At 65.1% G+C, this 25,816-nt stretch carries 23 protein-coding genes, 1 tRNA gene and 1 pseudogene; 13 read left to right on the top strand and 12 right to left on the bottom strand.

Translation table 11 applies throughout. The features are described from left to right. Positions 1 to 101 precede the first annotated feature (101 nt). Positions 102 to 3,545: a chromosome segregation protein SMC gene (smc, locus tag VVT58_RS13655; protein ID WP_327752538.1), complete on the top strand. Its 3,444-nt coding sequence runs from the start codon at positions 102 to 104 to the stop codon at positions 3,543 to 3,545. Positions 3,546 to 3,683: 138 nt separating this feature from the next. Here smc and VVT58_RS13650 read toward each other — a convergent pair whose 3' ends face one another. Both VVT58_RS13650 and ubiA read right to left on the bottom strand, forming a co-directional pair. Further along, a complete protein-coding gene (locus VVT58_RS13650) occupies positions 3,684 to 5,126 on the bottom strand; it encodes a phospholipase D-like domain-containing protein (RefSeq protein ID WP_327752539.1) in 1,443 nt (480 codons plus the stop codon). Then, on the bottom strand, positions 5,123 to 6,025 hold the full coding sequence (ubiA, locus tag VVT58_RS13645) for a 4-hydroxybenzoate octaprenyltransferase (protein ID WP_327752540.1): 903 nt from the start codon (positions 6,023 to 6,025) through the stop codon (positions 5,123 to 5,125). The genes VVT58_RS13650 and ubiA overlap by 4 nt, the downstream gene beginning before the upstream one ends. Before the next feature lie 96 nt (positions 6,026 to 6,121). On the opposite strand from ubiA, the gene VVT58_RS13640 reads away from it, so the two are divergent. Further along, on the top strand, positions 6,122 to 6,868 hold the full coding sequence (locus VVT58_RS13640; protein WP_327752541.1) for a 16S rRNA (uracil(1498)-N(3))-methyltransferase: 747 nt from the start codon (positions 6,122 to 6,124) through the stop codon (positions 6,866 to 6,868). Between the two features lie 111 nt (positions 6,869 to 6,979). Next, entirely contained in the window at positions 6,980 to 8,353 is a 1,374-nt protein-coding gene (locus VVT58_RS13635) for a glutamate--cysteine ligase (protein WP_327752542.1), read from the top strand. 68 nt (positions 8,354 to 8,421) lie between these two features. Here VVT58_RS13635 and VVT58_RS13630 read toward each other — a convergent pair whose 3' ends face one another. The 3 genes from VVT58_RS13630 to VVT58_RS13620 all read right to left on the bottom strand — a co-directional run bounded on the left by VVT58_RS13630 (position 8,422) and on the right by VVT58_RS13620 (position 11,238). Further along, on the bottom strand, positions 8,422 to 9,723 hold the full coding sequence (locus VVT58_RS13630; protein WP_327752543.1) for an isoprenylcysteine carboxylmethyltransferase family protein: 1,302 nt from the start codon (positions 9,721 to 9,723) through the stop codon (positions 8,422 to 8,424). Between the two features lie 270 nt (positions 9,724 to 9,993). Continuing rightward, positions 9,994 to 10,620, bottom strand: coding sequence for a DUF1345 domain-containing protein (locus VVT58_RS13625; protein WP_066561234.1), 627 nt, complete (start codon positions 10,618 to 10,620; stop codon positions 9,994 to 9,996). A 42-nt stretch (positions 10,621 to 10,662) separates the two neighbouring features. Beyond that, positions 10,663 to 11,238: a peptidase S14 gene (locus tag VVT58_RS13620; protein WP_327752544.1), complete on the bottom strand. Its 576-nt coding sequence runs from the start codon at positions 11,236 to 11,238 to the stop codon at positions 10,663 to 10,665. Positions 11,239 to 11,376: 138 nt separating this feature from the next. Here VVT58_RS13620 and ruvA point away from each other — a divergent pair, with 138 nt between their 5' ends. The 3 genes from ruvA (at position 11,377) to VVT58_RS13605 (ending at position 15,109) form a co-directional block, all read left to right on the top strand. Further along, complete coding sequence (ruvA, locus tag VVT58_RS13615; protein WP_066553114.1) at positions 11,377 to 11,985, top strand: Holliday junction branch migration protein RuvA; 609 nt, start codon at positions 11,377 to 11,379, stop codon at positions 11,983 to 11,985. Then, positions 11,982 to 13,001, top strand: coding sequence for a Holliday junction branch migration DNA helicase RuvB (ruvB, locus tag VVT58_RS13610; protein ID WP_327752545.1), 1,020 nt, complete (start codon positions 11,982 to 11,984; stop codon positions 12,999 to 13,001). The genes ruvA and ruvB overlap by 4 nt, the downstream gene beginning before the upstream one ends. Positions 13,002 to 13,330: 329 nt before the next feature. After that, on the top strand, positions 13,331 to 15,109 hold the full coding sequence (locus VVT58_RS13605) for an AMP-dependent synthetase/ligase (RefSeq protein ID WP_327752546.1): 1,779 nt from the start codon (positions 13,331 to 13,333) through the stop codon (positions 15,107 to 15,109). A 3-nt stretch (positions 15,110 to 15,112) separates the two neighbouring features. On the opposite strand, the gene VVT58_RS13600 is transcribed toward VVT58_RS13605, so the two are convergent. Genes VVT58_RS13600 through VVT58_RS13590 form a run of 3 tightly spaced genes read right to left on the bottom strand, consistent with a single transcriptional unit; the run spans position 15,113 to position 16,758 of the window. Then, positions 15,113 to 15,529, bottom strand: coding sequence for a hypothetical protein (locus VVT58_RS13600; RefSeq protein WP_327752547.1), 417 nt, complete (start codon positions 15,527 to 15,529; stop codon positions 15,113 to 15,115). Between the two features lie 55 nt (positions 15,530 to 15,584). Further along, positions 15,585 to 16,319: a hydroxyacylglutathione hydrolase gene (gene gloB / locus VVT58_RS13595; protein ID WP_327752548.1), complete on the bottom strand. Its 735-nt coding sequence runs from the start codon at positions 16,317 to 16,319 to the stop codon at positions 15,585 to 15,587. A 4-nt stretch (positions 16,320 to 16,323) separates the two neighbouring features. After that, positions 16,324 to 16,758 (bottom strand): VOC family protein, encoded by a 435-nt coding sequence (locus VVT58_RS13590; RefSeq protein ID WP_066561228.1) that lies wholly within the window; start codon positions 16,756 to 16,758, stop codon positions 16,324 to 16,326. 104 nt (positions 16,759 to 16,862) lie between these two features. On the opposite strand from VVT58_RS13590, the gene VVT58_RS13585 reads away from it, so the two are divergent. Beyond that, the gene (locus VVT58_RS13585) at positions 16,863 to 17,567 is read left to right on the top strand and encodes an SIMPL domain-containing protein (RefSeq protein WP_087576065.1); all 705 of its coding nucleotides are present in this window, start codon (positions 16,863 to 16,865) and stop codon (positions 17,565 to 17,567) included. A 26-nt stretch (positions 17,568 to 17,593) separates the two neighbouring features. Here VVT58_RS13585 and VVT58_RS13580 read toward each other — a convergent pair whose 3' ends face one another. Then, a complete protein-coding gene (locus VVT58_RS13580; RefSeq protein ID WP_066553100.1) occupies positions 17,594 to 18,466 on the bottom strand; it encodes a tetratricopeptide repeat protein in 873 nt (290 codons plus the stop codon). Continuing rightward, a complete protein-coding gene (locus VVT58_RS13575) occupies positions 18,466 to 19,221 on the bottom strand; it encodes an alpha/beta hydrolase (RefSeq protein ID WP_327752549.1) in 756 nt (251 codons plus the stop codon). Before VVT58_RS13575 ends, VVT58_RS13580 begins: the two co-directional genes overlap by 1 nt. Before the next feature lie 141 nt (positions 19,222 to 19,362). Between VVT58_RS13575 and VVT58_RS13570 the strand changes: the two genes are divergently transcribed. Together VVT58_RS13570 and VVT58_RS13565 are read left to right on the top strand one after the other, a co-directional pair. Then, positions 19,363 to 19,449: transfer RNA gene (locus tag VVT58_RS13570), tRNA-Leu, on the top strand. Positions 19,450 to 19,615: 166 nt separating this feature from the next. Further along, positions 19,616 to 20,851 carry a phage integrase central domain-containing protein gene (locus tag VVT58_RS13565; protein WP_327752550.1) on the top strand — a complete coding sequence of 412 codons (1,236 nt, stop codon included), beginning with the start codon at positions 19,616 to 19,618 and terminating at the stop codon, positions 20,849 to 20,851. 50 nt (positions 20,852 to 20,901) lie between these two features. Here the strand turns inward: VVT58_RS13565 and VVT58_RS13560 are convergent, their stop codons facing one another. After that, complete coding sequence (locus VVT58_RS13560; protein ID WP_327752551.1) at positions 20,902 to 21,873, bottom strand: hypothetical protein; 972 nt, start codon at positions 21,871 to 21,873, stop codon at positions 20,902 to 20,904. A gap of 194 nt (positions 21,874 to 22,067) precedes the next feature. On the opposite strand from VVT58_RS13560, the pseudogene VVT58_RS13555 reads away from it, so the two are divergent. From VVT58_RS13555 to VVT58_RS13540, 4 genes and pseudogenes are all read left to right on the top strand, one after another. Further along, a pseudogene (locus VVT58_RS13555) lies at positions 22,068 to 22,223 on the top strand (IS3 family transposase); the annotation flags it as partial. 110 nt (positions 22,224 to 22,333) lie between these two features. Continuing rightward, positions 22,334 to 23,848 (top strand): IS21 family transposase, encoded by a 1,515-nt coding sequence (gene istA, locus VVT58_RS13550; protein WP_351999992.1) that lies wholly within the window; start codon positions 22,334 to 22,336, stop codon positions 23,846 to 23,848. Beyond that, a complete protein-coding gene (gene istB, locus VVT58_RS13545) occupies positions 23,835 to 24,563 on the top strand; it encodes an IS21-like element helper ATPase IstB (protein WP_327754304.1) in 729 nt (242 codons plus the stop codon). Before istA ends, istB begins: the two co-directional genes overlap by 14 nt. Positions 24,564 to 24,914: 351 nt before the next feature. Then, complete coding sequence (locus VVT58_RS13540; RefSeq protein WP_327753794.1) at positions 24,915 to 25,253, top strand: hypothetical protein; 339 nt, start codon at positions 24,915 to 24,917, stop codon at positions 25,251 to 25,253. Positions 25,254 to 25,419: 166 nt separating this feature from the next. On the opposite strand, the gene VVT58_RS13535 is transcribed toward VVT58_RS13540, so the two are convergent. Next, positions 25,420 to 25,746: a DNA-binding transcriptional regulator gene (locus VVT58_RS13535; protein WP_087573693.1), complete on the bottom strand. Its 327-nt coding sequence runs from the start codon at positions 25,744 to 25,746 to the stop codon at positions 25,420 to 25,422. Between the last annotated feature and the right edge of the window lie 70 nt (positions 25,747 to 25,816).

Below are 25,816 nucleotides of genomic sequence, written 5' to 3'. Positions count from 1 at the left end.
ATGGCAACATCTGGCGGCTCGGAAATCACGGGCAACAAACACATGCTGGCCCCGAAAGGGGCCAGCCGCGGGGTGGCTTCGCGCTGCCCCGATCTTGCGCGATGCAGATAAGGCGCCTCAAGCTTTCCGGCTTCAAGAGCTTCGTCGACCCGACGGAACTGCGCATCGAACCCGGTCTCACCGGCATTGTCGGGCCGAATGGCTGCGGCAAGTCGAACCTGCTCGAAGCGATCCGCTGGGTCATGGGCGAATCCAGCGCCAAGTCGATGCGCGGCGGCGGCATGGAGGATGTGATCTTCGCGGGCACCTCCACCCGCCCCCAGCGCGATTTTGCCGAAGTCTCGCTGCTCACCATCCAGGAACAGGGCGAACTGTTCAACGCGGTCGAGGTCGCGGCTGACGGCGAGTTGGAAGTCACCCGCCGCATCGAACGCGGCGCGGGCAGCGCCTACAGAGCCAATGGCCGCGACATCCGCGCCAAAGACGTGTCGCTGATCTTCGCGGATGCCGCCACCGGCCCGCATAGTCCAGCTTTGGTCAGCCAGGGCCGCATCGCCGCCGTCATCGCCGCCCGCCCGCAGGAACGCCGCGCCATGCTGGAGGAAGCGGCGGGCATTTCCGGCCTCCACGTCCGCCGCAAGGATGCCGAACAGAAGCTGCGCGCCGCCGAAGCGAACCTCATGCGGCTGGATGAAATCCTGTCGGACATGGACGCCCGCGCCAACAGCCTGCGCCGTCAGGCCAAGGCGGCGGAGCGCTATATCCGCCTGTCCGAACAGATCCGCATTGCCGAGGCGCGGGTGATCTTCGCCCGTTGGCGCGAAGCCGCCGCCAGCGCCGATGCCGCTCGCGCCGAGGCGAAGCAGGCCGAAACCGCCGTCGCCGCCGCGCAGGAAGCCCAGCAGGCTGCCGCCGTCCACGCCAATGCCGCCGTCGAAGCGCTTGCCGCAAAACGCGCCGCCGCCCAGACCGCCCGCGACGCCGCCAGCGAGGCGGGCCACAAGCTTACCGCCCTGCGCACCGAACGCGACGGCGTGGTCCGCCGCCTCCACGACCTTGCCCAGCAAGCCGCCCGTCTGGAAGAGGACCGGGAGCGGGAAGGCACGCTCGCCAATGACGCGGCCGAAGCGATCGCCCGCCTCACCGACGAAATCGCCGTGCTGAAAGGCCGCATCGCGGAAACTGAAGCGATGCGCCCCGATTTCGCCGGCCGCATCGCCCGCGCCGAGGACGCCGCCCGCGACGCCGAACTCGACCTGGCGAAAGCCATGGCCAAGCAGGCTGGCGAGCAGGCCGAACTGCGCGTTGCCGACGCAGCCCTCGCCGCCGCCCGTAGCCGCCTGGACCGCGCCGCCCGCGAGGCCCAACGCCTCGAAGCCGAAGCCGCCGCTCTACCCGATGCCGCCCCGCTGGAAGAGAAGCGCACCGAAGCACTCACCGCCCAACAACAGGCCGGCGCCGACCGTGACGCAGCAGAAGCCGCGATCCGCACCGCCGAAACCACTCGTGCAGAAGCCGCCGAAGCCCGCGCCACCGCCGAAGCCGCGCTTTCTTCGGCCCGCGCCGCTCTCGCCGCGCTGGATAGCGAAGCCGCTGCCCTGAAACGGGCGGTGGAAAGCAGCACCGGCAACCGCAGCCGCGCACTCGATCAGCTCAAAGCCGCCTCCGGCTATGAACGCGCCCTGGCCGCCGCGCTGGGCGACGATCTGGAAGCTCCTATCGCCGCTGAGGGCAAACGCCGCTGGGCAGGCGCCGCCCCGCTCGACAACGATCCCGCACTGCCCGCGGGCTGCACGGCGCTGTCCACCCATGTGACCGCCCCGCCGGAACTCGCCCGCCGCCTGGCGCAGGTCGCGGTCGCGGAAAGCGACGAGGGCCAATCCCTCGCCGTCGGCCAGCGGATCGTCACCAAGGATGGCCAGCTTCGCCGCTGGGACGGCTATATCGCCGTCGAAAGCGGCGCGGCCGCCGCCGAGCGCCTGATCCGCATCAACCGGCTCGACGCCATCGCCGCCGCCCGTCCCGCCGTCGAGGCCGAGGTCGATGCCGCCCGCATGGCGCAGGACGCCGCCGCCGCCCGCGAGCGCGAAGCAGCCCAGACCCTTGCCACCGGCCGTACGCAACTCTCCAATGCCGACCAGCGCCTGCGCACCGCCCTGCGCGCCGCCGACGAAGCCGCGACCGCGCTCGAACGCCTGTCCGGCCGCCGCGAAGCGATTGAGGAACGGCTTGCCGAAGCCCGCGCCGACCTCAACGCCGCTGAAGCCGAACACGACAAGGCACAAGTCGCCCGCGCCGCCATGCCGGACGGAGAGGAAACCCGCACCCTCGCCACCACGCTGCAACAGGCCAGCGAAAAGGCCCGCCTTGCCGTCAGCCAGCTTCAGGCCGACCAGGCGATGGCCGACCGCGCTCTCGCCAGCGACCGCGAACGCATGGCCGCCGCCGACGCCGAAGCCAAGGGCTGGCGCGCCCGCGCAGGCGAAGCCGCCAAGCGCATCGCCGCCATGGTCGAACGCAATGAGGCCATCGCCCAGGAACGCGCCGAAATCGCGGAGCAGCCGGACCAGCTCGCCGCCGCCATCGCCACGCTTGGCGAACAAGGCGACGCACTGACCCAAGCCGCCGACACCGCCCGCCGCGAGGAAAGCGAAGCCGAAGCCGCCCTGCGCACCGCGGAACAACGCGCCGCCCAAGCTGGCGAAGCCCTCGCCGGATGCCGCGAAGCCCGCGCCACCGCCGTCGCCCGCGCCGAAGCCGCTGACGAAAAGCGCGTCGAAACCAACCGCCTTTCGGGCGAACGCTTCGAATGCCCGCCCCCGGTCCTGCCGGAGAAATTGGGCTTCGCCAGCGCCGACATCCGCATCGCACAGACCGAACAGGCCGAGCATGACCGCCTCGTTACGGAGCGCGAGCGCATCGGCCCGGTCAACCTGGTCGCCGCGCAGGAACTGGAAGAGCTGGAAGCGACCCAGGCCAACAGCCGCGCCGAAAGCGAGGAACTGAGCCAGGCCATCAACCGCCTGCGCGGTTCCATCGGCAGTTTGAACCGCGAGGGCCGCCAGCGCCTGCTCGCCGCGTTCGAGGCGGTGGACGGCCATTTCCGCCGCCTCTTCACCACCCTCTTCAACGGCGGACAAGCGCATCTGGAACTGATCGACAGCGACGATCCCTTGGAAGCGGGGTTGGAGATCATGGCCCAGCCGCCGGGCAAGAAGCTGGCCGCGCTTACGCTGTTGTCAGGCGGAGAACAGGCGCTGACCGCCGTCGCGCTGATCTTCGGCCTGTTCCTGACGAACCCCGCCCCGATCTGCGTGCTGGACGAAGTCGACGCCCCGCTGGACGACGCCAATGTGGAGCGCTTCTGCGATCTGCTCGACGCGATGGTGGGGCAAACCGACACGCGCTATCTGATCGTCAGCCACAATGCGGTGACGATGGCCCGCATGCACCGCCTGTTCGGCGTGACGATGGTGGAGCGAGGAGTCAGCCGCCTCGTCTCGGTCAATCTCGGCGGCGCGGAGGCGTTACTGGCGGCGGAGTAGCTGGCCCAACACCTTATCACTGTCATTCCCGCGAAGGCGGGAATCTATCTCCCATACTGAGCCTCAAGCACAACGCTCAGGAGATGGATTCCCGCCTTCGCGGGAATGACGGTAAAAAGAGAGCGATTTTCGCTCGACTCAGCCCTTCATCCGCCGAAACAATCCCCGTTTCGCAATCGGCTCCAGCATCTCGCCCGGTCCTTCGGGGTCCAGCACTTCATTGTCCGCCAGCCATGCCTGCACGTCGTTCAGATCCGGCGTCACATAGGGCCGCAAGGTCCGCCCCGCTTTCTCCCGCAACTGCTCGATCGCCGCGATCAACCCGCGCTCGGCAATCACCGCCGCCACCCGCTCGACCGGCAGGTCCAGATGCTCCGCGACAAGATCGTCGCGAATGCCCCGAATCGCATCCTCCCGCCCCGCATTGGCCGGCAGCGCCGCATCGATCGTCACGTCGCATTCGGTGTCCAGCCGCATCGAGCGGTTGTTCATGTTGGATGAGCCGACCCGCACCACCCGATCATCGACGATCAGCACCTTGGCATGGACATAGATCGGCTCCCCTCGCGCGGTGAAGGGGTGGTAGAGCCGGAAGCGTCCATGCACATCCCGCGCCTTCAACGCCTCGAACAAACGTGCGCGGGCCGTGTCCATCGCTTGGATCTCCAGCCAGCCATCGGCCTGCTCGGGATTGACGATGACGATTTCCGGCCCGTCTTCCTCGCCCAGCCGTGCTGCGATCGCCTCGGCAATGCGGCGGGAGGCGAAATATTGGCTCTCCGCATAGATGCTGTGCCGCGCTGACGCGATCTGATTCACATATAGCCGCTCGATCTCGATAAGCGGCTCCTGATCCTCCATCTCTGGCGCGGAGCGGGAAATGGCGACGTCGACGCCTTCGAACTGCACCGGCAGCGCGTCGGGCCAGCAATCCTCCATGCCTTCGACCGGCGCGAGTTCCTCGCCGCCCGCGCCCTTCCACCGCGCCCGCGCATGGTCACCCAGCGCCGCCGCGACCGGCCCCTGCAAGGCCGTCGTCGCATCGTGCCACGGCCCATAGGCGGACCCGTCCGGATGCCGCCGCCCCGGATCGTCGTCGCGGTGATGCCGCGTGTCCCAGCGGTCCGCCGTCATGTCGATCCCGCCGCAAAAGGCGAAGCAATCGTCGATCACCACGATCTTCTGATGATGCGAAGCCGCCGTCGGATGATGGCTGTCCAGCTTCACGGTGATGCGCGAATTGGCCATCCACCGAACGGTGGTGAACAGGTTCGACGGCCGCACCATCGACTTCATCGCCCCCACGTCCCAGCGCAGCAGGTAGATTTCCAGCTCCGGCGTCCGCTCCACCAGCCAGCTTATGAAATCCCCGATGACAACAGGCCCGTCGTCGCTCGCCTCATCCTCCCGGATCAGGCTGATCGCGGCGTCGAAGTCCCAGCCGATCAGCATGATCCGCTTCTTCGCCTTCATCATCGCCGCGCGGGCATGGCGGAAATAGGCATCCGCATCGACGATCACGCTCGCCTTCAAGGCGCGCTCGATGCGCCAGCAATCCTCCCCTGGCCGGGGCGCGCTCATGCGCTGCCTACCACCAGGCAGCCAAGGAACATCAGCAGCCCGGCAAAGCGATTGGACCGGAATTTCGCCAAGGGATCGACGCCATCCTCCTTCAAAGTCGCCACCTGCCAGCCCAGATGCGCCGCCATCGGCAGCAGCGCCAGCAACGCCAGCCCCTGCGGCCGGACCTGCCAGATCGCGCTCCCCCAAAGCGCCAAGGCCAGCGCATAGCAAAGCGTTACCCCGCCCCGCACATGCCTGCCCATCGACAGAGCGCTCGATCCGATGCCGATCAGCGCGTCATCCTCCCGGTCCTGCAACGCATAGATGGTGTCGTAGCCCACCACCCAGAAGATGCAGCCGCCATAGAGCAATAGTCCCGGTATGGTGAGAGTTCCCGCCACCTCGCTCCACCCGACCAGCGCGGCCCAGGAAAAGACCAGCCCCAGCCAGATTTGCGGCCACCCGCTAATCCGCTTCATGAAGGGATAGGCCGCCACCAGCGCCAGCGACCCAAGCGCCACGAGCTGCGCATGAAGATGCAGTTGCAGCAGCACCACCAGCCCGACCAGACAGAGCGCCAACAGCCAGGCCCAGGCGGTCTTCAGCGACACCGCCCCGCTCGCCAAAGGCCGCGAAGCCGTCCGCGCCACCTGACGGTCCAGATCGCGGTCTACGATATCGTTGAACACGCATCCGGCCCCACGCATGGCGACGCTGCCCAGCAGCAACCACAGGATCAGCGGCCAATGCGCCCAGCCCTCCCCTGCCAACGCCACCGCCCAGGCGCCCGGCCAGAACAGCAACCACCAGCCGATCGGCCGGTCGAACCGCGCCAGCAAGGCCAGAGCTCGCGGAACATCGGGCAGGCGCGCAACCAAACCACGCGCTTCGCTGTCGGGGACGATCGTCTGATTCACACCAACTCCGTTCGGGCCAAAGCTTGTCGAAGCCCTCCCCTTCTCTTTAGGGAAGAACGTCGCGCCGACAAGCGCGTCCCAAATGGAAGAGACAAAATGACCGCAACCCCCGCCTGGCCGCCACAAAGCGCCCCGCGCCTCCACGTAGAGACCCCGTTGGGCGAGGGCGTCGCCGTGCCGGTCGACGGCAATCCGGCCCATTATCTCATCAGCGTGATGCGGGTGAAGGCGGACGATATCGTCCTGCTGTTCGACGGCCGCTCGGGCGAATGGGCGGCGAAAGCCCGCGACATCCGCAAACGAGACCTGGTGCTGGAGGTCATCAGCCAGACCAGGCCACCCGAAGCCGTCCCTGATTTCTGGCTCTGCTGCGCGCCGATCAAGAAGGGCCGCATCGACCTGATCGCGGAAAAGGCCTGCGAACTGGGCGTGGCGCGGCTGCAACCCGTGCTCACCCGCCGCGCCGTGGTGGACAAGCTGAACCTCGACCGCCTCCACGCCCATCTGGTCGAGGCCGCCGAACAATGCGGGCGCACCGCCCTCCCCGACCTCCATGAAATGACAAAGCTCGACGCGCTGCTCAGGGATTGGCCCGGCGACCGCTGGCTGTTCTTCGCGGACGAAACCGGCGGCGAACCGCTGGCGGATACGCTGAAAGCCCATGCCGGCCCCGCCGCTTTCCTGATCGGCCCCGAAGGCGGCTTCGATCCCGCCGAACGCGAGGCGATCCGCGCCCACCCCAAGTCCGTGCCCGTCTCGCTCGGCCCCCGAATCCTGCGCGCCGAAACCGCCGCCATCGCCGCGACCACCGCCTGGATGACGATCAACGGCGACTGGAAATGACCTGCTTTCGGGTTTCATTCCGCAATGGGATTGAAGCCTTCATCAACGCAGCCTATTTGAGCGCCGAACGTTGCGCCTTTGCCGCAACCGGGGGATAGATTAAGGCGGGGCATGAGCACCAGAACAGACTCAGGGGGCGACGATCCCATCATCGAGAGCCGCGACCAGTTGATCGCGGCCTTCGCCAAGGGCGCCAAGCCCAAGGATCGCTGGCGCATCGGCACCGAGCATGAGAAATTCGTCTATAGCCGCAAGGATCATCACGCCCCCAGCTATGACGAGCGGGGCGGCATCCACACGCTGCTGATCGGGCTCACCCGCTATGGCTGGAATCCGGTGTTCGAGGGCGAGAATATCATCGCCCTCTCCGGCGCCGACGGCACCATCAGCCTGGAACCGGCGGGGCAGCTCGAACTGTCGGGGGCGCCGCTGGAAAATCTGCACCAGACCTGCGCGGAAACCAGCCGCCATCTGGAACAGGTGAAATATGTGGGCGACATGCTGGGCCTGGGTTTCCTGGGCCTGGGCATGTGGCCGGACAAGACGCGCGAAGAGCTGCCCATCATGCCCAAGGGCCGCTACGACATCATGCTGCGCCACATGCCGCGCGTGGGGTCGATGGGCCTCGACATGATGCTGCGCACCTGCACCATCCAGACCAACCTCGACTATGGCAGCGAGGCGGACATGGTGAAGAAGTTCCGCGTCTCCCTGGCCCTCCAGCCGCTGGCGACCGCGCTGTTCGCCAATTCGCCCTTCACGGAAGGGCGGCCCAACGGCTTCCTCTCCTACCGCAGCCATATCTGGTCGGACACCGACCCCGGCCGCACCGGCATGCTGCCCTTCGTGTTCGAGGACGGCTTCGGCTATGAACGCTATGCCGACTATGCGCTCGATGTGCCGATGTATTTCGTCTACCGCGACGGCGGCTATATCGACGCTGCGGGCCACAGCTTCCGCGATTTCCTTGAAGGCAAGCTGGCCGTCCTTCCCGGCGAAAAGCCGACGGAGAAGGATTGGGAAGACCATCTCTCCACTGCCTTCCCCGAAGTGCGGATGAAGAGCTTCCTCGAAATGCGCGGCGCGGACGGCGGCCCCTGGAACCGCATCTGCGCGCTGCCCGCTTTGTGGGTCGGCCTGCTCTATGATGAAGGCGCGCTCGACGCTGCCTGGGATCTGGTCAAGGACTGGAGCATGGAGGAACGGCAGGTTCTGCGCGATTCCGTGCCGAAACTGGCCCTCGACGCCCCCATCGCAGGCGGGCGCAAGCTGCGCGACATAGCAGGCGAAGTCCTCAACATCGCCCGTAGCGGCCTTTCCGCCCGCGCCCGGCTCAATGCCTCAGGCGACAACGAAACCGGCTATCTCGCCCCGCTGGACGAGATCGTGGCGTCGGGCCAGACCCACGCCGAACGCCTGCTCGCCCGCTATCATGGCGAATGGCAAGGCGACCTCAGCAAAATCTACGCCGAAGAAAGCTTCTGACGATTTTATCCTTCTCCCTTGATGGGAGAAGGATAAAACGCCTTATGAATGAGGGTGTTGCGTAACGCTCACTCCGCAGGCTGAACCCCGCCTCCCTGCCGAACCTTCCGCCCCACGACCCAGGCAAAAAACCGCGGCACCGCGCCGTTCCGTTCCATCCAGTCACTATAGGCCCGATACTCCGCATCCGCCCGCAGATGCGCCTCCTCGGTCTTCGCGCGCCAAAAATAGACCGCATTGGTCACCGCCAGCAGCGCCGAGTTCCGCACGACATCGGTCAAACTTCCCGACACGCTCAGAAACGGCAGCGCGGAAAACCACCAGAAGAGATTTTTCGACAGATAGGCCGGATGCCGCGTCCAGCGATAAGGGCCGTGCGTCAAAATCCCCCGATGCGTCAGGTTGGAAAAGCGCAACCCGAAAGCCACCGTCGCCCAGGCATAGACAGCGGTCAGCAACACCAACCATCCGCCCAGAATCCATTGCAAGACGCCATGCCCCTGCGTCCAGACATCCCACTCCGCCCCGCCCGCATGATAATCGAGCGGCCCGCCATTCCCCATCAGCACGAAGGGGGGGTAGCAGATCAGCGCCGCCACCCACCCGGCCAGCAGCGGATTGGCCGTGCGGATATGCGAATCCAGCGGCTTCAACGTCAGCATATAGCCCACGGTCGCCATACAGACGTCGATCATGAACATGACTGCGATCAGGAACCCGGCCAAAGCCACCGGATGGCTGAAGGCGTCCTCGATCCGCCATTCCACCACGCTGGCGAAATTGCCCGGCACGATCGACAGCATGAAGGCCAGGAAAAAGCCCTTCACCGCCCAGGCCCGCGCATGATGGGCGACCTCGACGCGATCCGGCACCCCCGCCGCCCCACCGATCACCCATTGGCCGAAGGCGTAACTCGCATCCTTGGGCTCGACCAGCCGCCGGTCCAGCCAGATCACATAAGGCGCCGACGCCGCCAGCAACCAGGGCGCCGCCCCCCTGAACAGATCCATGGAAAAGCGGTAATCCCCGCTCCAATACCAACGGGCAACGCAATAAAAGACCGCGATGGCGAGCCATGTCGCCCACAATCCCGCGATCTTGACGATGCTGACGTCCAGCACCGACCGCCAGGGCCGCGCCGGCGCGGTCCAGTCGATCCCGGTCGATGCGCGCCGATGCACCTTGTCGACCAGCAGCGACCACAGCATCATCGGCACGCCACAGGCCGCCACGGCGGCAAAGCCCGCATTCGGCCCATTCATCCCATAATGCCGCGCCACCAGCGTCCAAAGCCCCAATCCCACCAGCCCGGCTATGCCGACGCCGTGGCTGACGGCGGATTTCGGACAGGGATCGGCATTGTCGCTCATGCCGCCGCGTTAGCGAAAATTGGTAAACAACCCCCGAAGGTCCGGATTGGGGTGGAAGGTGGACCTTCCGTTTCCGTTTGCCCTGAGCTTGTCGAAGGGCTCTGCTGAGCGAAGGCGAAGCATGGGAGCCTCGCTCCGCTCGGCTGAGGGCTTCGACTTGCCGAAGGCAAGTTTATCCTGAGCGCCTGCCTTGGCAGGCAGACGAAGGGCTCAGCCCGAACGGATATCACGCGTCAGCAATTGGCCAAAACCCTCTTCCGGTGCCCCCGATTACCCCCCTCCGAGCACATTGATCGTGAACGCCAATATCCCCAGGTTGAACACGAACGCCGCCAGACAATGGAACAGCGCCGTCTGCCGCATCCCCCGATTCGTCACCGCCACGTCGGACGTCTGGAACGTCATCCCCAGCGTGAAGGCGAAATAGAGGAAATCCCAATAGCCCGGCTCCCGCGTATCGGGGAAATCCAGCCCGCCGCTATCCCCGCCCTTTTCGCCGGCCAGATAGAAGATATGCGCATAGTGCATCGCATAGACGAGGTTGGAAAACAGCCAGGCCAGCGCCAGCGTCCCCAGCAGCAACGCAATCACTGGCCCCTTCGGCCCGCCATGCTGGCTGACCGCGACACCCACGGCGATCAGGATCACCACCGAAACGATCGCGGTCAGCAGCAGCATCAATTGCCGGTTCGCGTCATTGTCCGCCGCCTTGCGCCGCATCGAATCCGGATCGGCGTCGAACAATGGCCATGCGGACAGAATGAACGCCAGCGCCGCGACGTCGAATCCCGCCATCACCGCCTCATGCCAGGGCAGCAGGAACCCGAACGGCGCCATGCTCGCCAGCAGGGTCAGGAACATGCCATAACGCCAGGGGAAGATTTGCGACCGGATCATGCCGCGCATCAAAGGCATAATCGGCGCCCCGCACAAGCCGCTTTATATCACCGCCGCGATCAGCCCCAGCGCCTGCGCCTCATTCGCCTCCAGATACCAGTTTTCGGGCGCGCGCGTCAGCAGCTCCTCCATCGACACCCGCGATCCCAGGATCAGGTTCGCAAAGCCTTCATTCTGGATCGCGATCGACGCCTCGATCTCATGCAGCGTCGCCTTGAGCGAGGCGATGCAGGTCGATAGCGGTCCTTCCAGATGGATGTCCCGCGTGATGATCCGCTCATGGATCATCAGCCGCGTTCCCCGCGCCAGATAGCGGTTTTCCGCGGCGAAGAAGCCCATGAAGGTCACGCCCGCCGAATAGACCGCCGTCTTGCCCAGAAACACCAGCCGCCGGGCTGGATAGAGGTCGGAATGAAAGCGGATATCCTCCCCCATCATCCGCGCAATCTCCGGATCGCCGCCCAGGGTGGCGATCTCCACCACCACCAGTCCCTGCTGCGGCGCCGACGACAGGCAGTTGCGGAAATGCAGATACATGCCGTGATCGACAATGCCCGACAGCATGATCGCGGGATATTCGAAATCCTTGGACCCCAGCAGCGACGCCTGCGTCGACATGAAAAACGGCTCCTTTTGGCATATCCCCGCCGCTGCTCTACGCATGGGTCCGCAAATGGTGCCGTCCCCCATCGCTTTTGACTGGCGCGGCGCCGGAGAGGCCCGTAAGGAACAGATCATGACCAAAGGGCGGGGCGCATGATCGCGAAACTCAAGGGACGGCTGGACAGCACGGGCCTGGACCATGCCATCATCGATGTGGGCGGGGTCGGCTATCTGGTCGGCGCCTCCTCCCGCACGCTCGCCGCGCTGGGGCCGGTGGGGGAGGCGGTGACGATCCACACCGAAATGCTGGTGTCGGCCGATGCGATCCGCCTCGTCGGCTTCGCCCGGGCGGAGGAACGCGACTGGTTCCGCCTGCTGACCGGCGTGCAGGGCGTGGGTTCGCGGGTGGCGCTGGCCATCCTCTCCGCGCTCGAACCGGCGGAATTGCATCGCGCCGTGGCGACCGGGGACAAGGCGATGATCGCGCGGGCCAATGGCGTCGGCCCCAAGCTCGCCCAGCGCATCGCCAATGAGTTGAAGGACAAGATCGGCGCAGTGCCCATGCCCACCGGCGCGGTCGGCGGGGGATTTGCGGTCGTGCCGACCGGCGGCCATGGCGCCGATGCAATCTCCGCGCTGCAGAATCTGGGCTTCAGGCCCGCCGAAGCCAGCAGCGCCGTCGCCTCCGCCGAAGAGGAACTGGGCGAAGACGCCTCGCTTGACGCTCTGGTCCGCCTCGCTCTCAGGAAAGCGGCGAAATGAGCGAAGACCGCCTGATCTCCTCCACGCGTCGCATCGAAGATGCCGACGCCGCGTTGCGCCCCAAGTCGCTGGCCGAATTCATCGGCCAGCAGGCGGCGCGCGAAAATCTGCGCATCTTCATCGAGGCCGCCAAGGGGCGCGGCGAAGCGCTGGACCATGTGCTCTTCTTCGGCCCGCCCGGCCTGGGCAAGACGACGCTGGCGCAGATCGTCGCCCGCGAAATGGGCGTGGGGTTCCGCGCCACATCCGGTCCGGTGATCGCCAAATCGGGCGACCTGGCCGCGCTGCTCACCAATCTGGACGAGGGCGACGTCCTCTTCGTCGATGAGATTCACCGGCTCAATCCGGCTGTCGAGGAAGTGCTCTACCCCGCCATGGAGGACCGGGCGCTCGACCTGATGATCGGGGAAGGCCCCTCCGCCCGCTCGGTGCGGATCGACCTGCCGCCTTTCACCCTGGTCGGCGCGACCACACGGCAAGGCCTGCTGACGACGCCCTTGCGCGACCGCTTCGGCATTCCGGTGCGGCTGCAATTCTACACCGTCGACGAGCTGGAACTGGTCGTGCGGCGTGCGGCGCGGCTGCTCGACCTCGCCATCACCTCCGACGGCGCGGTGGAGATCGCCCGGCGATCGCGGGGCACGCCGCGCATTTCCGGGCGGCTGCTGCGGCGGGTGCGCGATTTCGCCAATGTGGCGGGGGCGCCAGCCGTGGACGCCAAGGTGGCCGACGCCGCGCTGACCCGGCTGGAGGTCGACCATCTCGGCCTCGACCTGATGGACCGGCGCTATCTGATGATGATCGCGGACATCTACCGCGGCGGGCCGGTGGGCGTCGAAACGCTGGCGGCGGGCCTTTCCGAAGCCCGCGACACGATCGAGGAAGTGATCGAGCCTTTTCTCATCCAGCTCGGCCTGATCGCCCGTACCGCACGGGGGCGCTGCCTGAATGGGCCCGGCTGGAAGCATCTGGGGCTGAACCCGCCGTCCAATGTTCAGGATGGATTGTTCGATTAGGATAGGTCGACGGAGATGGCCGCTAGCTGCCATTGAGCGCATCCGTGTTCCTGCGAAGGCAGGAACCCAGTTCTGCCGCTTGTGGATCATCGCACCTTAGGATCTGGGCTCCTGCCTTCGCAGGAGCACGATGTGCTTCAAGAAAAGCAGCGCTAGGCAGACCGTCCCCTATCCACCCTATTTCCATCCTGAATCAATCCGCCCACACCCCAAAGCGAATCTCAGGAAATCCGCTAAAAATCATGGCCGTTACGGCTTGGCGCGGTTATAGCCTGCCGATCGGGCGAAGAAGCGCGCCGGAGACGCGCCGCGAGTGAGGAGATGCCGTTTTGAGGGCGATCGAGCGTTTTCCCAATCTGGTGACCATGTTCTTTGCCCGGGCCAGGGCGATGGGCGACGCGCCCTTCCTCTGGCGCAAGGTGGCGGGCCAATGGCAATCGCTGAGCTGGACCGAGGTCGCTCATGACGTCGCCTCGCTCGCCAGCGCGTTGCAGGCGCAAGGGTTGAAACCGGGCGACCCGGTGATGCTGGTCAGCGAGAACCGGCCGGAATTCTGCATCGCGGACCTCGCCATCATGGCGGCGGGCTGCGTCACGGTGCCGACCTACACCACCAACACCACCCGCGATCACCAGCATATCCTGACCGACAGCGGCGCCCGCGCCGTCATCGTCTCCACCGCGAAGCTGGCGCAGAATCTGATGCCCGCCGTGCTGCGGTCGCAGGCGAGCTTCGTCATCGGCATGGAGCCGCTGCGGGGCGCGCAGGGCAGCGTCGCCTGCCATCTGTGGAGCGACCTGATCGCCCATTATCCCACCGACATCGACGCCTGCGCCGCCAGCCAGACGGCGGGGCGCGACGATCTGGCCTGCATCATCTACACCAGCGGCACGGGCGGCGCCCCTCGCGGGGTGATGCAGCATCATGGCTCCATCCTCTGCAATATCGAAGGGGCAGGCCGGCTGCTGGAGGAGGATTTCGGATGGGGCGAGGAGGTGTTCCTCTCCTTCCTTCCCCTCTCCCACGCCTATGAGCATAGCGGCGGCCAGTTCATGCCGATCATGCTGGCGGGGCAGATCTATTATGCGGAGGGGCTGGAAAAGCTGGCCAGCAATATCGAGGAAACGCGCCCGACCATCATGGTCGTCGTCCCCCGCCTGTTCGAAGTGCTGCGCACCCGCATCATCAAGTCGATCGAGAAGCAGGGCAAATTCCCGGCCTATCTGCTTGGCCAGGCGCTGCGGATCACGGCGAAGGAACAGCGCGGACAGAAATCGCTGCTCGACCTGCCTATGAAGGCGCTGCTGTCCCGCACGCTCAAGCCCAAGATCGCGGCGCGCTTCGGCGGACGGATGAAGGCGCTGGTGTCGGGGGGCGCGCCGCTCAACCCCGATGTCGGCCTGTTCTTCGATGCGATGGGACTGACGCTGCTCCAGGGCTATGGCCAGACCGAGGCCGGGCCGGTGATCAGTTGCAACCGCCCCCGCGCCGGGATTGCGATGGATACGGTCGGCCCGCCACTCGACGGCGTCGAAGTACGGATCGCGGAGGATGGCGAGATTCTCGTGCGCGGCGAACTGGTGATGCACGGCTATTGGCGCAATCCGGCGGAAACGGAGAAGGCGCTGCAAAATGGCTGGCTGCACACCGGCGACATTGGCGAGATCGACGCCAAGGGCCGCATCCGCATCACCGATCGCAAGAAGGATCTGATCGTCAACGACAAGGGCGACAATGTCTCGCCCCAGAAGGTGGAAGGGATGCTGACGCTCCAGCCGGAGATCGGGCAGGCGATGGTCTATGGCGACCGCCGTCCGCATCTGGTGGGGCTGCTGGTGCCCGATGCCGAATGGACGCGGGAATGGGCGCAGGCGCAAGGACGCAATGTCGACGGGATCGGGAACGACCCCAGCTATCAGGCTGCGCTGCGGGCGGCGGTCGACCGGGTGAATGACGACCTGTCGGTGATCGAGCGGGTGCGGCGCTTCATCCTGGCCGACGAGCCCTTCACCATCGACAATAGCGAAATGACGCCGTCGATGAAGATCCGCCGTCATGTCATCCGCGCCCGCTATCAGGAACGGCTGGACGCGCTGTACAAGGGGTGATCCTTATTTCCCCGGCGCGCGATAGGGCGTGAAGTCCCCCAGCGCGCAATTTCCCGTCACCATGCCGGTCGTCAGATCCGCGCTGGTCGCCATGTCGCCGCGGCAATATTGCGATCCCCAGGTCTTGATGATCAGCGTGTCGCCCCGCGACAGGCCGGAACAACTGCCGATCAGGTCGTTGCGATAGACCAGCCGCCCGCTCACCCGATAGAGCAGCACGCTGTTGCTGATCGCCGTCAGATTGGCCTGCGATACGCGATTGACGCAGCTCGTCTTTTCGCCTGCCACCTTGCCGGCCAGAGCGCGTTCCAATTCGCTGGTCTGCTTTTCGGTCAGCTTGGGCGGCTCATAGCTGCCGGAACAGCCCGCCAGCAGCAGCGGCCCCAGACATAGCCCGGAGCGCAACATCCATGAGCGCATGACACCTCTCCTCATTCGTCCCCGCTTCCAAGACGATGGAACGGCGCGAAAACCGTCACGCCGCATCCTTGGCCGCGCGCCGTTCGGCCAGTTGCGCGACATTGCGGGCGCGCATGAAGACATTGGTCGCGCGCTCCTGCCCGATGCTGGTCGGCACCGTGGCCTCGCCCCGCGCCCGCGCCGCGTCGACCTCCGCCATACGGGCGCGCACGGCCGCATTGTCCGGCTCCACCGTCAACGCGAAACGGCCATTGGATTGCGTATATTCATGCGCGCAATAGACCGCCGTATCGTCCGGCAAGGCCGCGAAGCGCTGCATATTGGCGAACATCTGAGCGGGCGTCCCCTCGAACAACCGGCCACAGCCCATGGCGAACAGCGTGTCCCCCACGAACAGCAGATGATCGTCCGCCAGATGATAGGCGATATGGCCGGCCGTATGAGCAGGCACCTCCAGCACCGCGGCCTGATGATGGCCGATGCGGACGCTGTCGCCCTCCCCCACCACACGGTCGAGCGTGCCGATCTTCTCAGCCTCGGCCGCCGGGCCGGTGATGGTGCAGCCGCCCCATGCCTCTGCCGCGGCTTTGATCGCCGCATTGCCGCCGACATGATCGCCATGCCAGTGCGTGTTCCAGATCTGGCCGATGGTCCAGCCCCTCAGCCTTGCCACCTCCAGCACGGGTTCCGCGACGGCGGGATCGACCGCCACCGTCTCCCCGCTGGCATCGTCGTGCAGCAGCCAGACATAATTGTCGTTGAGTACGGGGATGCGGACGACTTCCAGCATGACCTTACCAGACTCCCTTATTGGGCATGGACGCCCAGGGTTCGGCCGGTTCCAGATGCCCGTCCTGCAAGATTTCGATCGAAATATTGTCCGGCGTCCGCACGAAGGCCATGTGCCCGTCGCGCGGCGGGCGGTTGATGGTGACGCCCGCATCCATCAGCCGCTGGCAGGTCTCATAGATATTCTCGACCCGATAGGCGAGATGCCCGAAATTGCGGCCGCCGCCATAGGCCTCCGGCGGGGTGCCGTCCTCGGCTGGCCAATTATAGGTCAGTTCGACCTGCGCCTCCTCATCCCCCGGCGCGGCGAGGAAGACCAGGGTGAACCGCCCCTGCGCATTGTCGAAGCGCTTCTGTTCCTCCAGGCCCAGCAGCCGGAAAAAGGCGACCGTCCGGTCGACGTCGGTCACGCGGATCATCGTGTGCAGATATTTGGGCAATTACTCACTCCATTCGTCGCCATAAAGCAACGGTTCATCTCTGAAATCCTAGGAACATCCCCAAGATAAGATGCGTTGGGCGTGGAAGGAAGAGGGAGGCGTGCATGGACCTGGCCTATCATGACAAGCTGTTGCTCGGCTGCGCGGGATTGCTGGCCCTGGGGATCGTCAGCGGCGGCTATCTGCTGGGCGACGGGCTGAAACGGGCCAAGGCGGCGGACCGCTCCGTCACCGTGCGCGGGCTGGCGGAAAAGGATGTGACCGCCGACCTCGCCACATGGTCGATCAGCTATTCCGCCACCGGCTTCGACCTGCCCGCCGTTCGCGCCCAGATCGACAATAATACACAGGAACTGCGCGCTTATTTCGCCAGCCTCGGCTTCCGGCCCGACGCGCTGACCGCGACCGGCGCGGGGGTCAATCAATATATCAACAATGGCGTCAACACGATCACCATCACCCAGCGCATGCTGCTGCGCACGACCGATATCGCCCGCGCCCAGCGCGCCGTGGCCCAGCAGTTCGACCTGGTCCGGCGCGGCGTGACGCTACAGGAAGGATCGGGCATGCGCTACAGCTTCACCAGGCTCAATGACGTGAAGCCGCAAATGGTCGCCGCCGCCACCAAGGACGCTCGCGCCGCCGCCGAACAGTTCGCCCACGACAGCGGCGCCAGCGTCGGTGGCATCAAGAGCGCGACCCAGGGCTATTTCTCGATCGATGCCCGCGATGGCGAAGCGGACGGGGCGAGCGACACGCCCTATAAGAAAGTGCGCGTCGTCACGACCGTCGATTTCTACCTCAATTAAAAGGACCAAGCTTCAGTATCGGCCAATCAGTTGGCGGGCTTTGGCGCTGGCAGGCGGGAGAGATTGTCGGCGGCCGCTTTCCCCGCGGGCGATTGTGCTGCCAGCTTCACCGCGCGCTGCCAGGCGGAGCGGGCCACGTCCTCCTGATCGGTAAGGATGGCGATATTGCCCTCCTCCAGCGCGACCGAGGCATCGTCGGGCGCAAGCTGCACCGCCCGCGCAACATGCGCCTGCGCCAGCTTCAGTTCCCCCGAGCGGCGGGCCAAAGTGGCCGAGAGCAGCCAGGCGAGCGGGTCTTGCGGCACCTGCTCCAGCGCGATGTCGAGTGAATCGCGCGCGCCCTTGGCATCGTTCAGCGCCACCAGCGCGCGGGCGCGGTCCAGATGGACCTCGCCCTTCTCCACACCGTCGGGCAGACCACGCACCAGCGCCGCATCGAAATCGTCGCGTGCCTTGGCGGCATCCCCGCCCGCCAGCGCAGCATTGCCCGCCTGCGCCCAGAGCCGCCCGCTCTGCACCATTTCGCCATTGCGTTCGGCTTCGTCGGCCCCCTGCTCGAAGGAGACGATGGCGGGCGCCCAGCGTTCGGCGCGGGCATAGGCAAAGCCCATGCAGTTGCGTGCATAGAAGCTCCCGCCGTCGATCCGCCATTGCTGCGCGAAGACGACGGCCTTGTCCGGCGCCTCGATCGCCTGATCCAGGCAGGCCTGGAATTTCGCGGCATATTTGTCCGGCACCGGGATGCGGCCATCGCTCGCCGCCGCCCGCGCCGGAGGGGCGGCGGCCGAAGCGGAGGCCGCGGCTTCCGCCTTTTCCTTCCTCTTGCGGTTCATCACCGCCTCGATCTCCGGATCATAGGCCTGCGGGGCGAGCAGCAGCAGCGGGAGCAGAAAGGGCATCAGAGGCTGTCCAACAGGCTGGCGACGGCGCGGATCAACAGGGCGATATCCGGGTCGCGGGAAAGACGATGGTCGCCATCCTTAATCAGCAGCGTCTGCACATCGGATGAACGCAGCCGCTCCGCGATCCGCAGCGCCGTCTGCCAAGGCACATCGGGATCGTCCTGCCCATGCAACAGCCGCACCGGGCAATCGATCGCAATCTCCCCCTCCAGCAGCCGTAGCGACTGGCCGGATTCCCAGAAAGCCAAAGTGGTGACATAGGGATCGTCGCCATAGAGGGTCGGCTCGACGATCCGCCCCTCCGTCGCCAACAGCGCCTTGTCCGAATCGGTAAAGCCCCATTCGGTGAAGTCCGGCGCCGCCGCGATGCCGACCAGCCCCACGACCCGCTCCGGCCGCGCCAGCGCGATCAGCAGCGCCAGCCACCCGCCCATGGAAGACCCGACCAGCACGACCGGGCCCGGCGTCAGCGAATCGATCAGCAGCAGCGCATCGTCGCGCCAGCTCGCCAGCGTGCCATCCTCGAACCGGCCCTCGCTCGCGCCATTGCCGGCATAGTCGAGCCGAAGCATCGCCCGGCCCTGACCCTGCGCCCAGCCATCCAGCGCCACCGCCTTGCCGCCTTCCATGTCGGACATATAGCCGGGCAGGAAGACGATCATAGGCCCCGTTCCAGGCCGATGGCGATAGGCAAGCCGTACCCCGTCCGGGCGAGCATATAGGGCGGGCGGCGCGACATCGGGGCGTTCCATGCGATTCTCCAGTTCAGCGGCAGGAGCCTGAAAAAAGGGCCGTAAAAAGCTCTTGGCCGGGAAACCAGAAAAATAAAAATAATGCGGCTGCCGTGATTGACAGCCCTCCGGCCAGCGGCTAGTTGCGCGCTCCTACCCCGTGCCCAGATGGCGGAATTGGTAGACGCACCAGCTTCAGGTGCTGGCGATCGCAAGGTCGTGGAGGTTCGAGTCCTCTTCTGGGCACCATTTGTTCTTCCGGAGGCGTCCGTGGACGTCCCGGAAATGGCTGAAATCCATCGATTCTTGTGCTATAAGCGTCCGGCGAAATCCGGGCGGATACGGCACCAATCGAGAACAATTCGGGTATCTCGGAAGGTATCGTTCTCCTCCCTTTTTGGAGGCGATACCTCAGATGGCCACCCTCTTTGCCACGACCGTGGTCAGCGCCAAGCCGGCCGCGAAGGACTATAAGCTCTCCGACGGCGCCGGGCTATACCTGCTCGTGCGGCCAAACGGCTCGAAGCTGTGGCGCTTCAACTATGTCCACCACGGCAAGCACCGCACGCTCGCCTTCGGCGCGTGGCCCGAGGTCGGCCTTGCCGACGCACGCGGCAAGCGCGACGAGGCCCGCCGGCTGGTCGCGGCCGGCCTCGACCCCTCGCATGAGGAGAAGGTCGCGCGGGCCAAGGCGCGCGTCGAGGAGAACGACACCTTCAAGACGGTCGCCAAGGAGTGGATCGCCAAGAATGAGCGCGAGGACATGGCCGAGATCACGCTCAGCAAGATCCGCTGGCTGCTCGACATGGCCTATCCCAAGATCGGCAACCGCCCGATCGCCAAGATCACCACCCAGGAGGTGCTCGCCGTCCTCCGGTCGGTCGAGGCGACCGGGCGCTATGAAAGTGCGCGGCGGATGCGGAGCGTCCTGGGTCGCGTCTTCCGTTACGCGGTCGCCACCACGCGCGCCGAGCGCGATCCGACCGGCGACCTGCGTGGCGCGCTCACAGTCCCCAAGGCCAAGCACCTCGCCGCGATCACCAACCCCAAGCGCGCCGGCGAATTGATGCGAGCGATCGAGAGCTATAGCGGGCATGCCATTACGCTCTATGCGCTGCGCCTCTCCGCGCATTTGTTCGTGCGCCCGGGGGAGCTTCGGCAAGCGGAGTGGTCGGAGTTCGACTTCGACAACTCGGTCTGGAACATCCCGGAAGAGAAGATGAAGATGCGCCGCCCGCACCGCGTGCCGCTCTCGACCCAGGTGATGAGCCTGTTCGAAGAGCTCTGGGATTTGACCGGCACGGGCCGCTATTGCTTTCCGTCCTTCCGCGGCGACCGACGGCCGATGTCGGAGAACACGGTCAATGCCGCGCTGCGCGTGCTCGGCTTCGAGCAGGCGGAGATGAGTGCGCACGGCTTCCGCGCCATGGCCGCCACCTTGCTCAACGAGAGCGGGCAATTCCATCCCGATGCGATCGAGCGCCAGCTCGCCCATATTGAGACCAATGGCGTTCGCCGCGCCTATACGCGCGGCGAATATTGGAACGAGCGGGTCACGATGATGCAGTTCTGGTCGAACGAACTCGACCGGCTGCGCAGCGGCGCCAAAGTGCTCAAGCCGAATTTCGGAGGCCGACAGGCTTTGGCTTGATGCGGCTGGCCAAGAGCGATCTATCCTGAGGATGCAGGATTGGGAGGCGGTCAGAGGAGCCTGTCTCCCCGTCGCTTTTGGGCGCGATAGCCTCGCACTCTCCCGCGCAGCTGTTCAATCCACCCAGGGCGATGTTCTATGCGGTCGTAACTGTCACGGTCGCCCGCCAGCAGCTCGATCCGGCTCTTCTGGCTGAGCGCCTCCCAACCGTCGTACATGATATAGAGCGCGTTGCCGTATCGGGCGTTTTCAAAGGCAACGAAGTCGTCGCCAAACTTTGCACCGAAATAGCGCAGAAAACCGTCCGTTCCCGTGATGTAGGCCTCCGGCTGGAGGCGCTGCATTACCGTGACGCGCTCCTTCATCACGGCCTGCTGTTGCGCTGACACCGGTCGCTTCCCCCGCAACATCGCGGCTACCACCTCGTCGACATTGCCCGGCGGCAGTAATTGCCAGTCGACCTTGACGCTCAAGGCGTAGTCAGCAAGCGAGGTGGCGCTTTCAAATACGTCAGCGACGCCCACATTCTCCTGAAGCAGATTTAGATTATAGAGCAGTTCCTGCTCGAAGTTTGGGGTTCGCCGACTGAGAACCTGATCGATCGCAAACCTAAGGAGAAACCCTTCACCACGTCGTTCGACTAAAACGATCGAGAGGTTGACCTGCTTTGGAGGATAAACCTCGCGAATGTAGACCTCGCGGTCATGCGAAACGTAATGATAACTCCCCGATTTCCACGAGGGTGCCCAGAAACCATACGATTTGGTGACTTTGGGAAGGTCCTTGCGGACCTTTTCCATGCCGTAAAGATTCGCGTTGGAATAGCGGCCTGCGGCGGGATTAGGCGGCTGGGGGTCTGGAAGCCCAATGTCGTCACCATTGAGCGAAATGCCTAGCCGTGTGTAAGTGGAGATATCAGCGGGGAGCACCAGCTTCACGGTTGCGGCAACCACGTCGTCCTGGTCAAAAGTCGCCAAGCGCTGGAAGATATGCCCAGGGACTTTCAGCAGGTTCTTCGTCATACACCGATCAAATCCGCATGTTCAGAAATCTGTCGGCAGCTAATAGCACATCTGCAATAAGGTGCGCCAATTCGCCCTGATGTCTTGGCACCAGCGCAGCGTCCAAAGGCAGCTCGTTCAGCTTCCACTCGACAGGTGGTGTGAACCGCCCCGGGTTTGCCGGAGGCTCCAACTTCTGAGTAAGTGGAGCCGATATGAGCAGGACGACGAACAAGTTTGCACCTGAGGTGCGCCAGCGTGCGGTACGCATGGTGCTGGATCACGAGGTCGATCATCCCTCTCGCTGGGCGGCGATGGTGTCTATCGCTGAGAAGATCGGGTGCTCGGCGCACACCCTGAACGAATGGGTGTGGATCGGCGTGCAAAAAGAACCCCGTTAGCGGGGTGATCGGCGTCTAAAAGGGACCCCTCATTTCGATAGCTTAAAGAGCCGTCTGGATGTTCAGGCGGCGAGATCGGGATGTTGGTTTTGGAGACAGTGGTTCGTATCCGGCGTGAGTATGCCGGCGGGAAGGCGATCAAGGCGATCGCGCGTGATCTGCATGTGTCGCGGAAGGTGATCCGCAAGGCGATCCGGGCGCCGGAAGGCGCATTTGATTATCGACGCAAGGTTCAGCCGCTGCCGCGGATTGGTCCGTTTCAGGATCGCCTGGATGTGCTGTTGGAAGAGAACGAGTTACGGGGGCGGCGTGACCGGCTTCGGATGACCCGTATCCACGACCTTCTGGTGCGTGAGGGTTTCGAGGGGTCTTACGATGCCGTGCGCCGCTATGCCGCACGGTGGAAGGTCGAGCGGCGCAGGGATTTCGGCGACGGGACGACGGCCTTTATTCCGATGCTGTTCCAGCCCGGCGAGGCCTACCAGTTCGACTGGAGCCACGAGGATGTCGAGATCGCCGGCAAGCCGATGCGGGTAAAGGTCGCGCACATGCGGCTGTGCGCGTCGCGGGCGGTCTATGTCCGGGCCTATCCACGCGAGACCCAGGAGATGCTGTTCGACGCGCATGCGCGCGGCTTTGCCTTCTTCGGCGGCGTGCCCCGGCGCGGCATCTACGATAATATGAAGACGGCGGTGACGAGCGTGTTCACCGGCAAGGAGCGGGTGTTCAACCGGCGGTTCCTGATCATGGCCGACCATTATATGGTCGAGCCCACGGCCTGCTCGCCGGCGGCGGGCTGGGAGAAGGGTCAGGTCGAGAACCAGGTGCAGACGATCCGGGGGCGTTTCTTCCAGCCTCGTCTGCGGTTCGCCAGCCTTGAGGAGCTCAACGGCTGGCTGGAAGCCGAGTGCCGGCGCTGGGCCGAACGACAGGCGCATCCTGAGCAGGGCGAACAAACCGTGGCGCAGATGCTGGAGATCGAACGCCCTGCATTACAGTCGATGCTGGGGCCGTTCGACGGCTTCAACGAGAGCGAGCATGGCGTGAGCGGCACCTGCCTTATCAGCTTCGATCGCAACCGATACTCGGTCCTCTCGACGGTGGCGCGGCGCACAGTGCAGGTCCGGGCCTATGCCGACCGCATTATCGTGCGATGCGGCGATGAGGTCGTCGCCGAGCATCCCCGCTTCTTCGGGCGGAACCGCACCATCTATGATCCCTGGCACTATCTGCCGGTGCTGGCCCGCAAGCCCGGCGCGTTGCGCAACGGCGCGCCCTTCCAGGACTGGGAGCTGCCGCCAGCGCTGGCCCGATTGCGACGCAAGTTGGGCAACGGCGATGATGCCGATCGGCGGTTCGTGCGCGTGCTGGCGGCCGTGCTGACCGATGGCCTGGAACTCGTCGAGGCCGCCGTGCGGGAGGCGCTGGCGACCGGCACGGCGAGCGACGACTTGATCCTCAATATCCTGGCACGGCGCCGCGAACCACCGCGACCGCTGACGATCGTCACTTCGGAGGACAACGCCCTGCGGCATCCCCCGATCGCCGACTGTGCCCGTTACGACCAACTGAGGAACTTCCATGCAGCGGCATGACATGATCGACGCGATGCGCGGGCTCGGACTCAAGGGGATGGCCGGCGCGTTCGATGAGGCCGTCACCACGGGCCTCCAGCGTCAGCGCACGACGATGGAGATACTGACCGATCTGCTGCGCGCGGAGGCAACGCACCGCCACGCGGCCTCGATCCGATACCGGATGGCGGCCGCCAAGCTGCCGGTGGTGAAGGATCTCGATGCCTTCCACTTCGAGGGGACACCGATCAACGAGGGGCTGGTCCGTTCGCTGCACAGCGGCGCGTTCCTGCCCGCACGGCGCAATGTCGTCCTGGTCGGCGGCACCGGCACCGGCAAGACCCACCTGGCCATCGCCATCACCGCCAATGTCGTTCGCGCCGGGGCGCGGGGGCGTTACTTCAACACGGTCGATCTGGTGACCCGCCTCGAAGAGGAGGCCCGGATCGGCAAGAGCGGCGCGCTTGCCTCCCAGCTCTCCCGGCTCGATCTCGTGGTTCTGGACGAGCTTGGCTATCTGCCGTTCGCCCGTTCAGGCGGGCAGTTGCTGTTCCATCTGGTCAGCAAGCTTTACGAGCAAACCAGCGTCGTCATCACCACCAATCTGGCGTTCGGGGAATGGCCCACCGTGTTCGGCGATCCCAAGATGACCACCGCTCTCCTCGACCGCGTCACGCATCATTGCGACATCATCGAGACCGGTAATGACAGCTGGCGCTTCAAGAACCGAAACTGATCCCCGCTGCACGCCGCGATTAACATGCTTTGCGCTGCGCGCGCCTCCGGTCGGGCTCCGCCCTCCCTACGCCGCGCGCAGCGCAAGGAGCGTCCCTCCACCGTCGTACCATCCTTGAAAGGGGGTCCCTTTTGCGCGCCGATCGGGGGTCCCGTTTGCACGCCGATTGACATATTTGGACGTACCCGGAGGGCAAGACCTCTCCGCCCACGGAACTGAAGCGGAGCCTAAAGGCAAAATCCATAGCCGAGCCTGACGCCCTCCAAATTTATCAGGAGGCAAACGCGGAATGGGAAGCGACTGAGGGCGGCCTCTGCCTTCGATAGGCTAACATCTGAGAACATCGGCTGCATGGCCAAGCTGTTCGTGCAGCAATGGCACGCCGCCGACGAAGTGTCCCTCCAAGCTCGTGGTGACGGCTTCGCGATCCCGTCGCGCCACTTCTGGGAGGAGAAGCTCTCGAATTATGTCTGCGGGCAAGGCGAGAGTGACACAGACGCAATCATGGAGGAGTGGACCGACCGCGCCGAACAGCTCCTTAAGGCGCAACGGTTTGTTCGGAACCTGGAGGACGCGCTGGGCTTCGAGCGGCTCTGTAAGCCTCTCAAGGCCGCCGTGGCTGACTGGCTCCAGCTCCTCGGGCAGCGACCCGAAGCTCCCAGCTTCTCAGCGGGACTTGCCGCTCCGTGACGTTGCCGAGCTGTATCGCGACCAGGACGCCCCCCGGCTCTCGCATAACAGCACGGTGAATCCGGGGTTATCAATGTCCCTACCAACTTGCTCCTAGTGGTGTAGCGACATTTTCTTAAGAAACGGGCGCCCCGTCGAAAATCAGGTTAAAAGCGATGCGGGGCAGCTACGCGACGGCCTGCAAGCCCTTGCGCTGGATGATGGACAGCAGACGCAAGGCGGAGCCACCGGGGCGCTTCACGCCGCGCTCCCAATCGGATACCAGATTGCGCGATACGTTGAGATAGTCCGCAAACACCGGCTGTGAGACATGCTCGCGCTCGCGGATCGCGCGGATTTCATTGCCCGCGAGTGTCGGAGCGGGAGCAAGGCGCGCCTCGTCAAAAGTGCGAAGCGTTGCACGCGACACTACGCCCGCGTCGTGCGCGTCACTCATCATTTCATGGATCGCGCCTGCGATCTCGCTGCGATAGCCTTTATCCTTCGTCGCCATCTTCGATCTCCACCAGCATTCCCGACGCCCCCAGCCGGTCCCGTTCCTCGCCATTCCATTTCAACGCTTT

The sequence above is a fragment of the Sphingobium sp. SJ10-10 genome, from assembly GCF_036038995.2.
Classification (GTDB): domain Bacteria; phylum Pseudomonadota; class Alphaproteobacteria; order Sphingomonadales; family Sphingomonadaceae; genus Sphingobium.
Note: the sequence above shows the minus strand (reverse complement) of the source record. Positions and strands in the feature narration are given on the sequence as shown.

Bases quoted from the DNA above. Each gene is read 5' to 3' on its own strand.
- smc (WP_327752538.1), top strand. From the start codon at position 102: ATGCAGATAAGGCGCCTCAAGCTTTCCGGCTTCAAGAGCTTCGTCGAC.
- VVT58_RS13650 (WP_327752539.1), bottom strand. From the start codon at position 5,126: ATGAGCGCGCCCCGGCCAGGGGAGGATTGCTGGCGCATCGAGCGCGCC.
- VVT58_RS13640 (WP_327752541.1), top strand. From the start codon at position 6,122: ATGACCGCAACCCCCGCCTGGCCGCCACAAAGCGCCCCGCGCCTCCAC.
- VVT58_RS13635 (WP_327752542.1), top strand. From the start codon at position 6,980: ATGAGCACCAGAACAGACTCAGGGGGCGACGATCCCATCATCGAGAGC.
- VVT58_RS13630 (WP_327752543.1), bottom strand. From the start codon at position 9,723: ATGAGCGACAATGCCGATCCCTGTCCGAAATCCGCCGTCAGCCACGGC.
- VVT58_RS13625 (WP_066561234.1), bottom strand. From the start codon at position 10,620: ATGATCCGGTCGCAAATCTTCCCCTGGCGTTATGGCATGTTCCTGACC.
- VVT58_RS13620 (WP_327752544.1), bottom strand. From the start codon at position 11,238: ATGTCGACGCAGGCGTCGCTGCTGGGGTCCAAGGATTTCGAATATCCC.
- ruvA (WP_066553114.1), top strand. From the start codon at position 11,377: ATGATCGCGAAACTCAAGGGACGGCTGGACAGCACGGGCCTGGACCAT.
- ruvB (WP_327752545.1), top strand. From the start codon at position 11,982: ATGAGCGAAGACCGCCTGATCTCCTCCACGCGTCGCATCGAAGATGCC.
- VVT58_RS13600 (WP_327752547.1), bottom strand. From the start codon at position 15,529: ATGCGCTCATGGATGTTGCGCTCCGGGCTATGTCTGGGGCCGCTGCTG.
- gloB (WP_327752548.1), bottom strand. From the start codon at position 16,319: ATGCTGGAAGTCGTCCGCATCCCCGTACTCAACGACAATTATGTCTGG.
- VVT58_RS13585 (WP_087576065.1), top strand. From the start codon at position 16,863: ATGGACCTGGCCTATCATGACAAGCTGTTGCTCGGCTGCGCGGGATTG.
- VVT58_RS13580 (WP_066553100.1), bottom strand. From the start codon at position 18,466: ATGCCCTTTCTGCTCCCGCTGCTGCTGCTCGCCCCGCAGGCCTATGAT.
- VVT58_RS13575 (WP_327752549.1), bottom strand. From the start codon at position 19,221: ATGGAACGCCCCGATGTCGCGCCGCCCGCCCTATATGCTCGCCCGGAC.
- VVT58_RS13565 (WP_327752550.1), top strand. From the start codon at position 19,616: ATGGCCACCCTCTTTGCCACGACCGTGGTCAGCGCCAAGCCGGCCGCG.
- VVT58_RS13560 (WP_327752551.1), bottom strand. From the start codon at position 21,873: ATGACGAAGAACCTGCTGAAAGTCCCTGGGCATATCTTCCAGCGCTTG.
- istA (WP_351999992.1), top strand. From the start codon at position 22,334: ATGTTGGTTTTGGAGACAGTGGTTCGTATCCGGCGTGAGTATGCCGGC.
- istB (WP_327754304.1), top strand. From the start codon at position 23,835: ATGCAGCGGCATGACATGATCGACGCGATGCGCGGGCTCGGACTCAAG.
- VVT58_RS13540 (WP_327753794.1), top strand. From the start codon at position 24,915: ATGGCCAAGCTGTTCGTGCAGCAATGGCACGCCGCCGACGAAGTGTCC.
- VVT58_RS13535 (WP_087573693.1), bottom strand. From the start codon at position 25,746: ATGGCGACGAAGGATAAAGGCTATCGCAGCGAGATCGCAGGCGCGATC.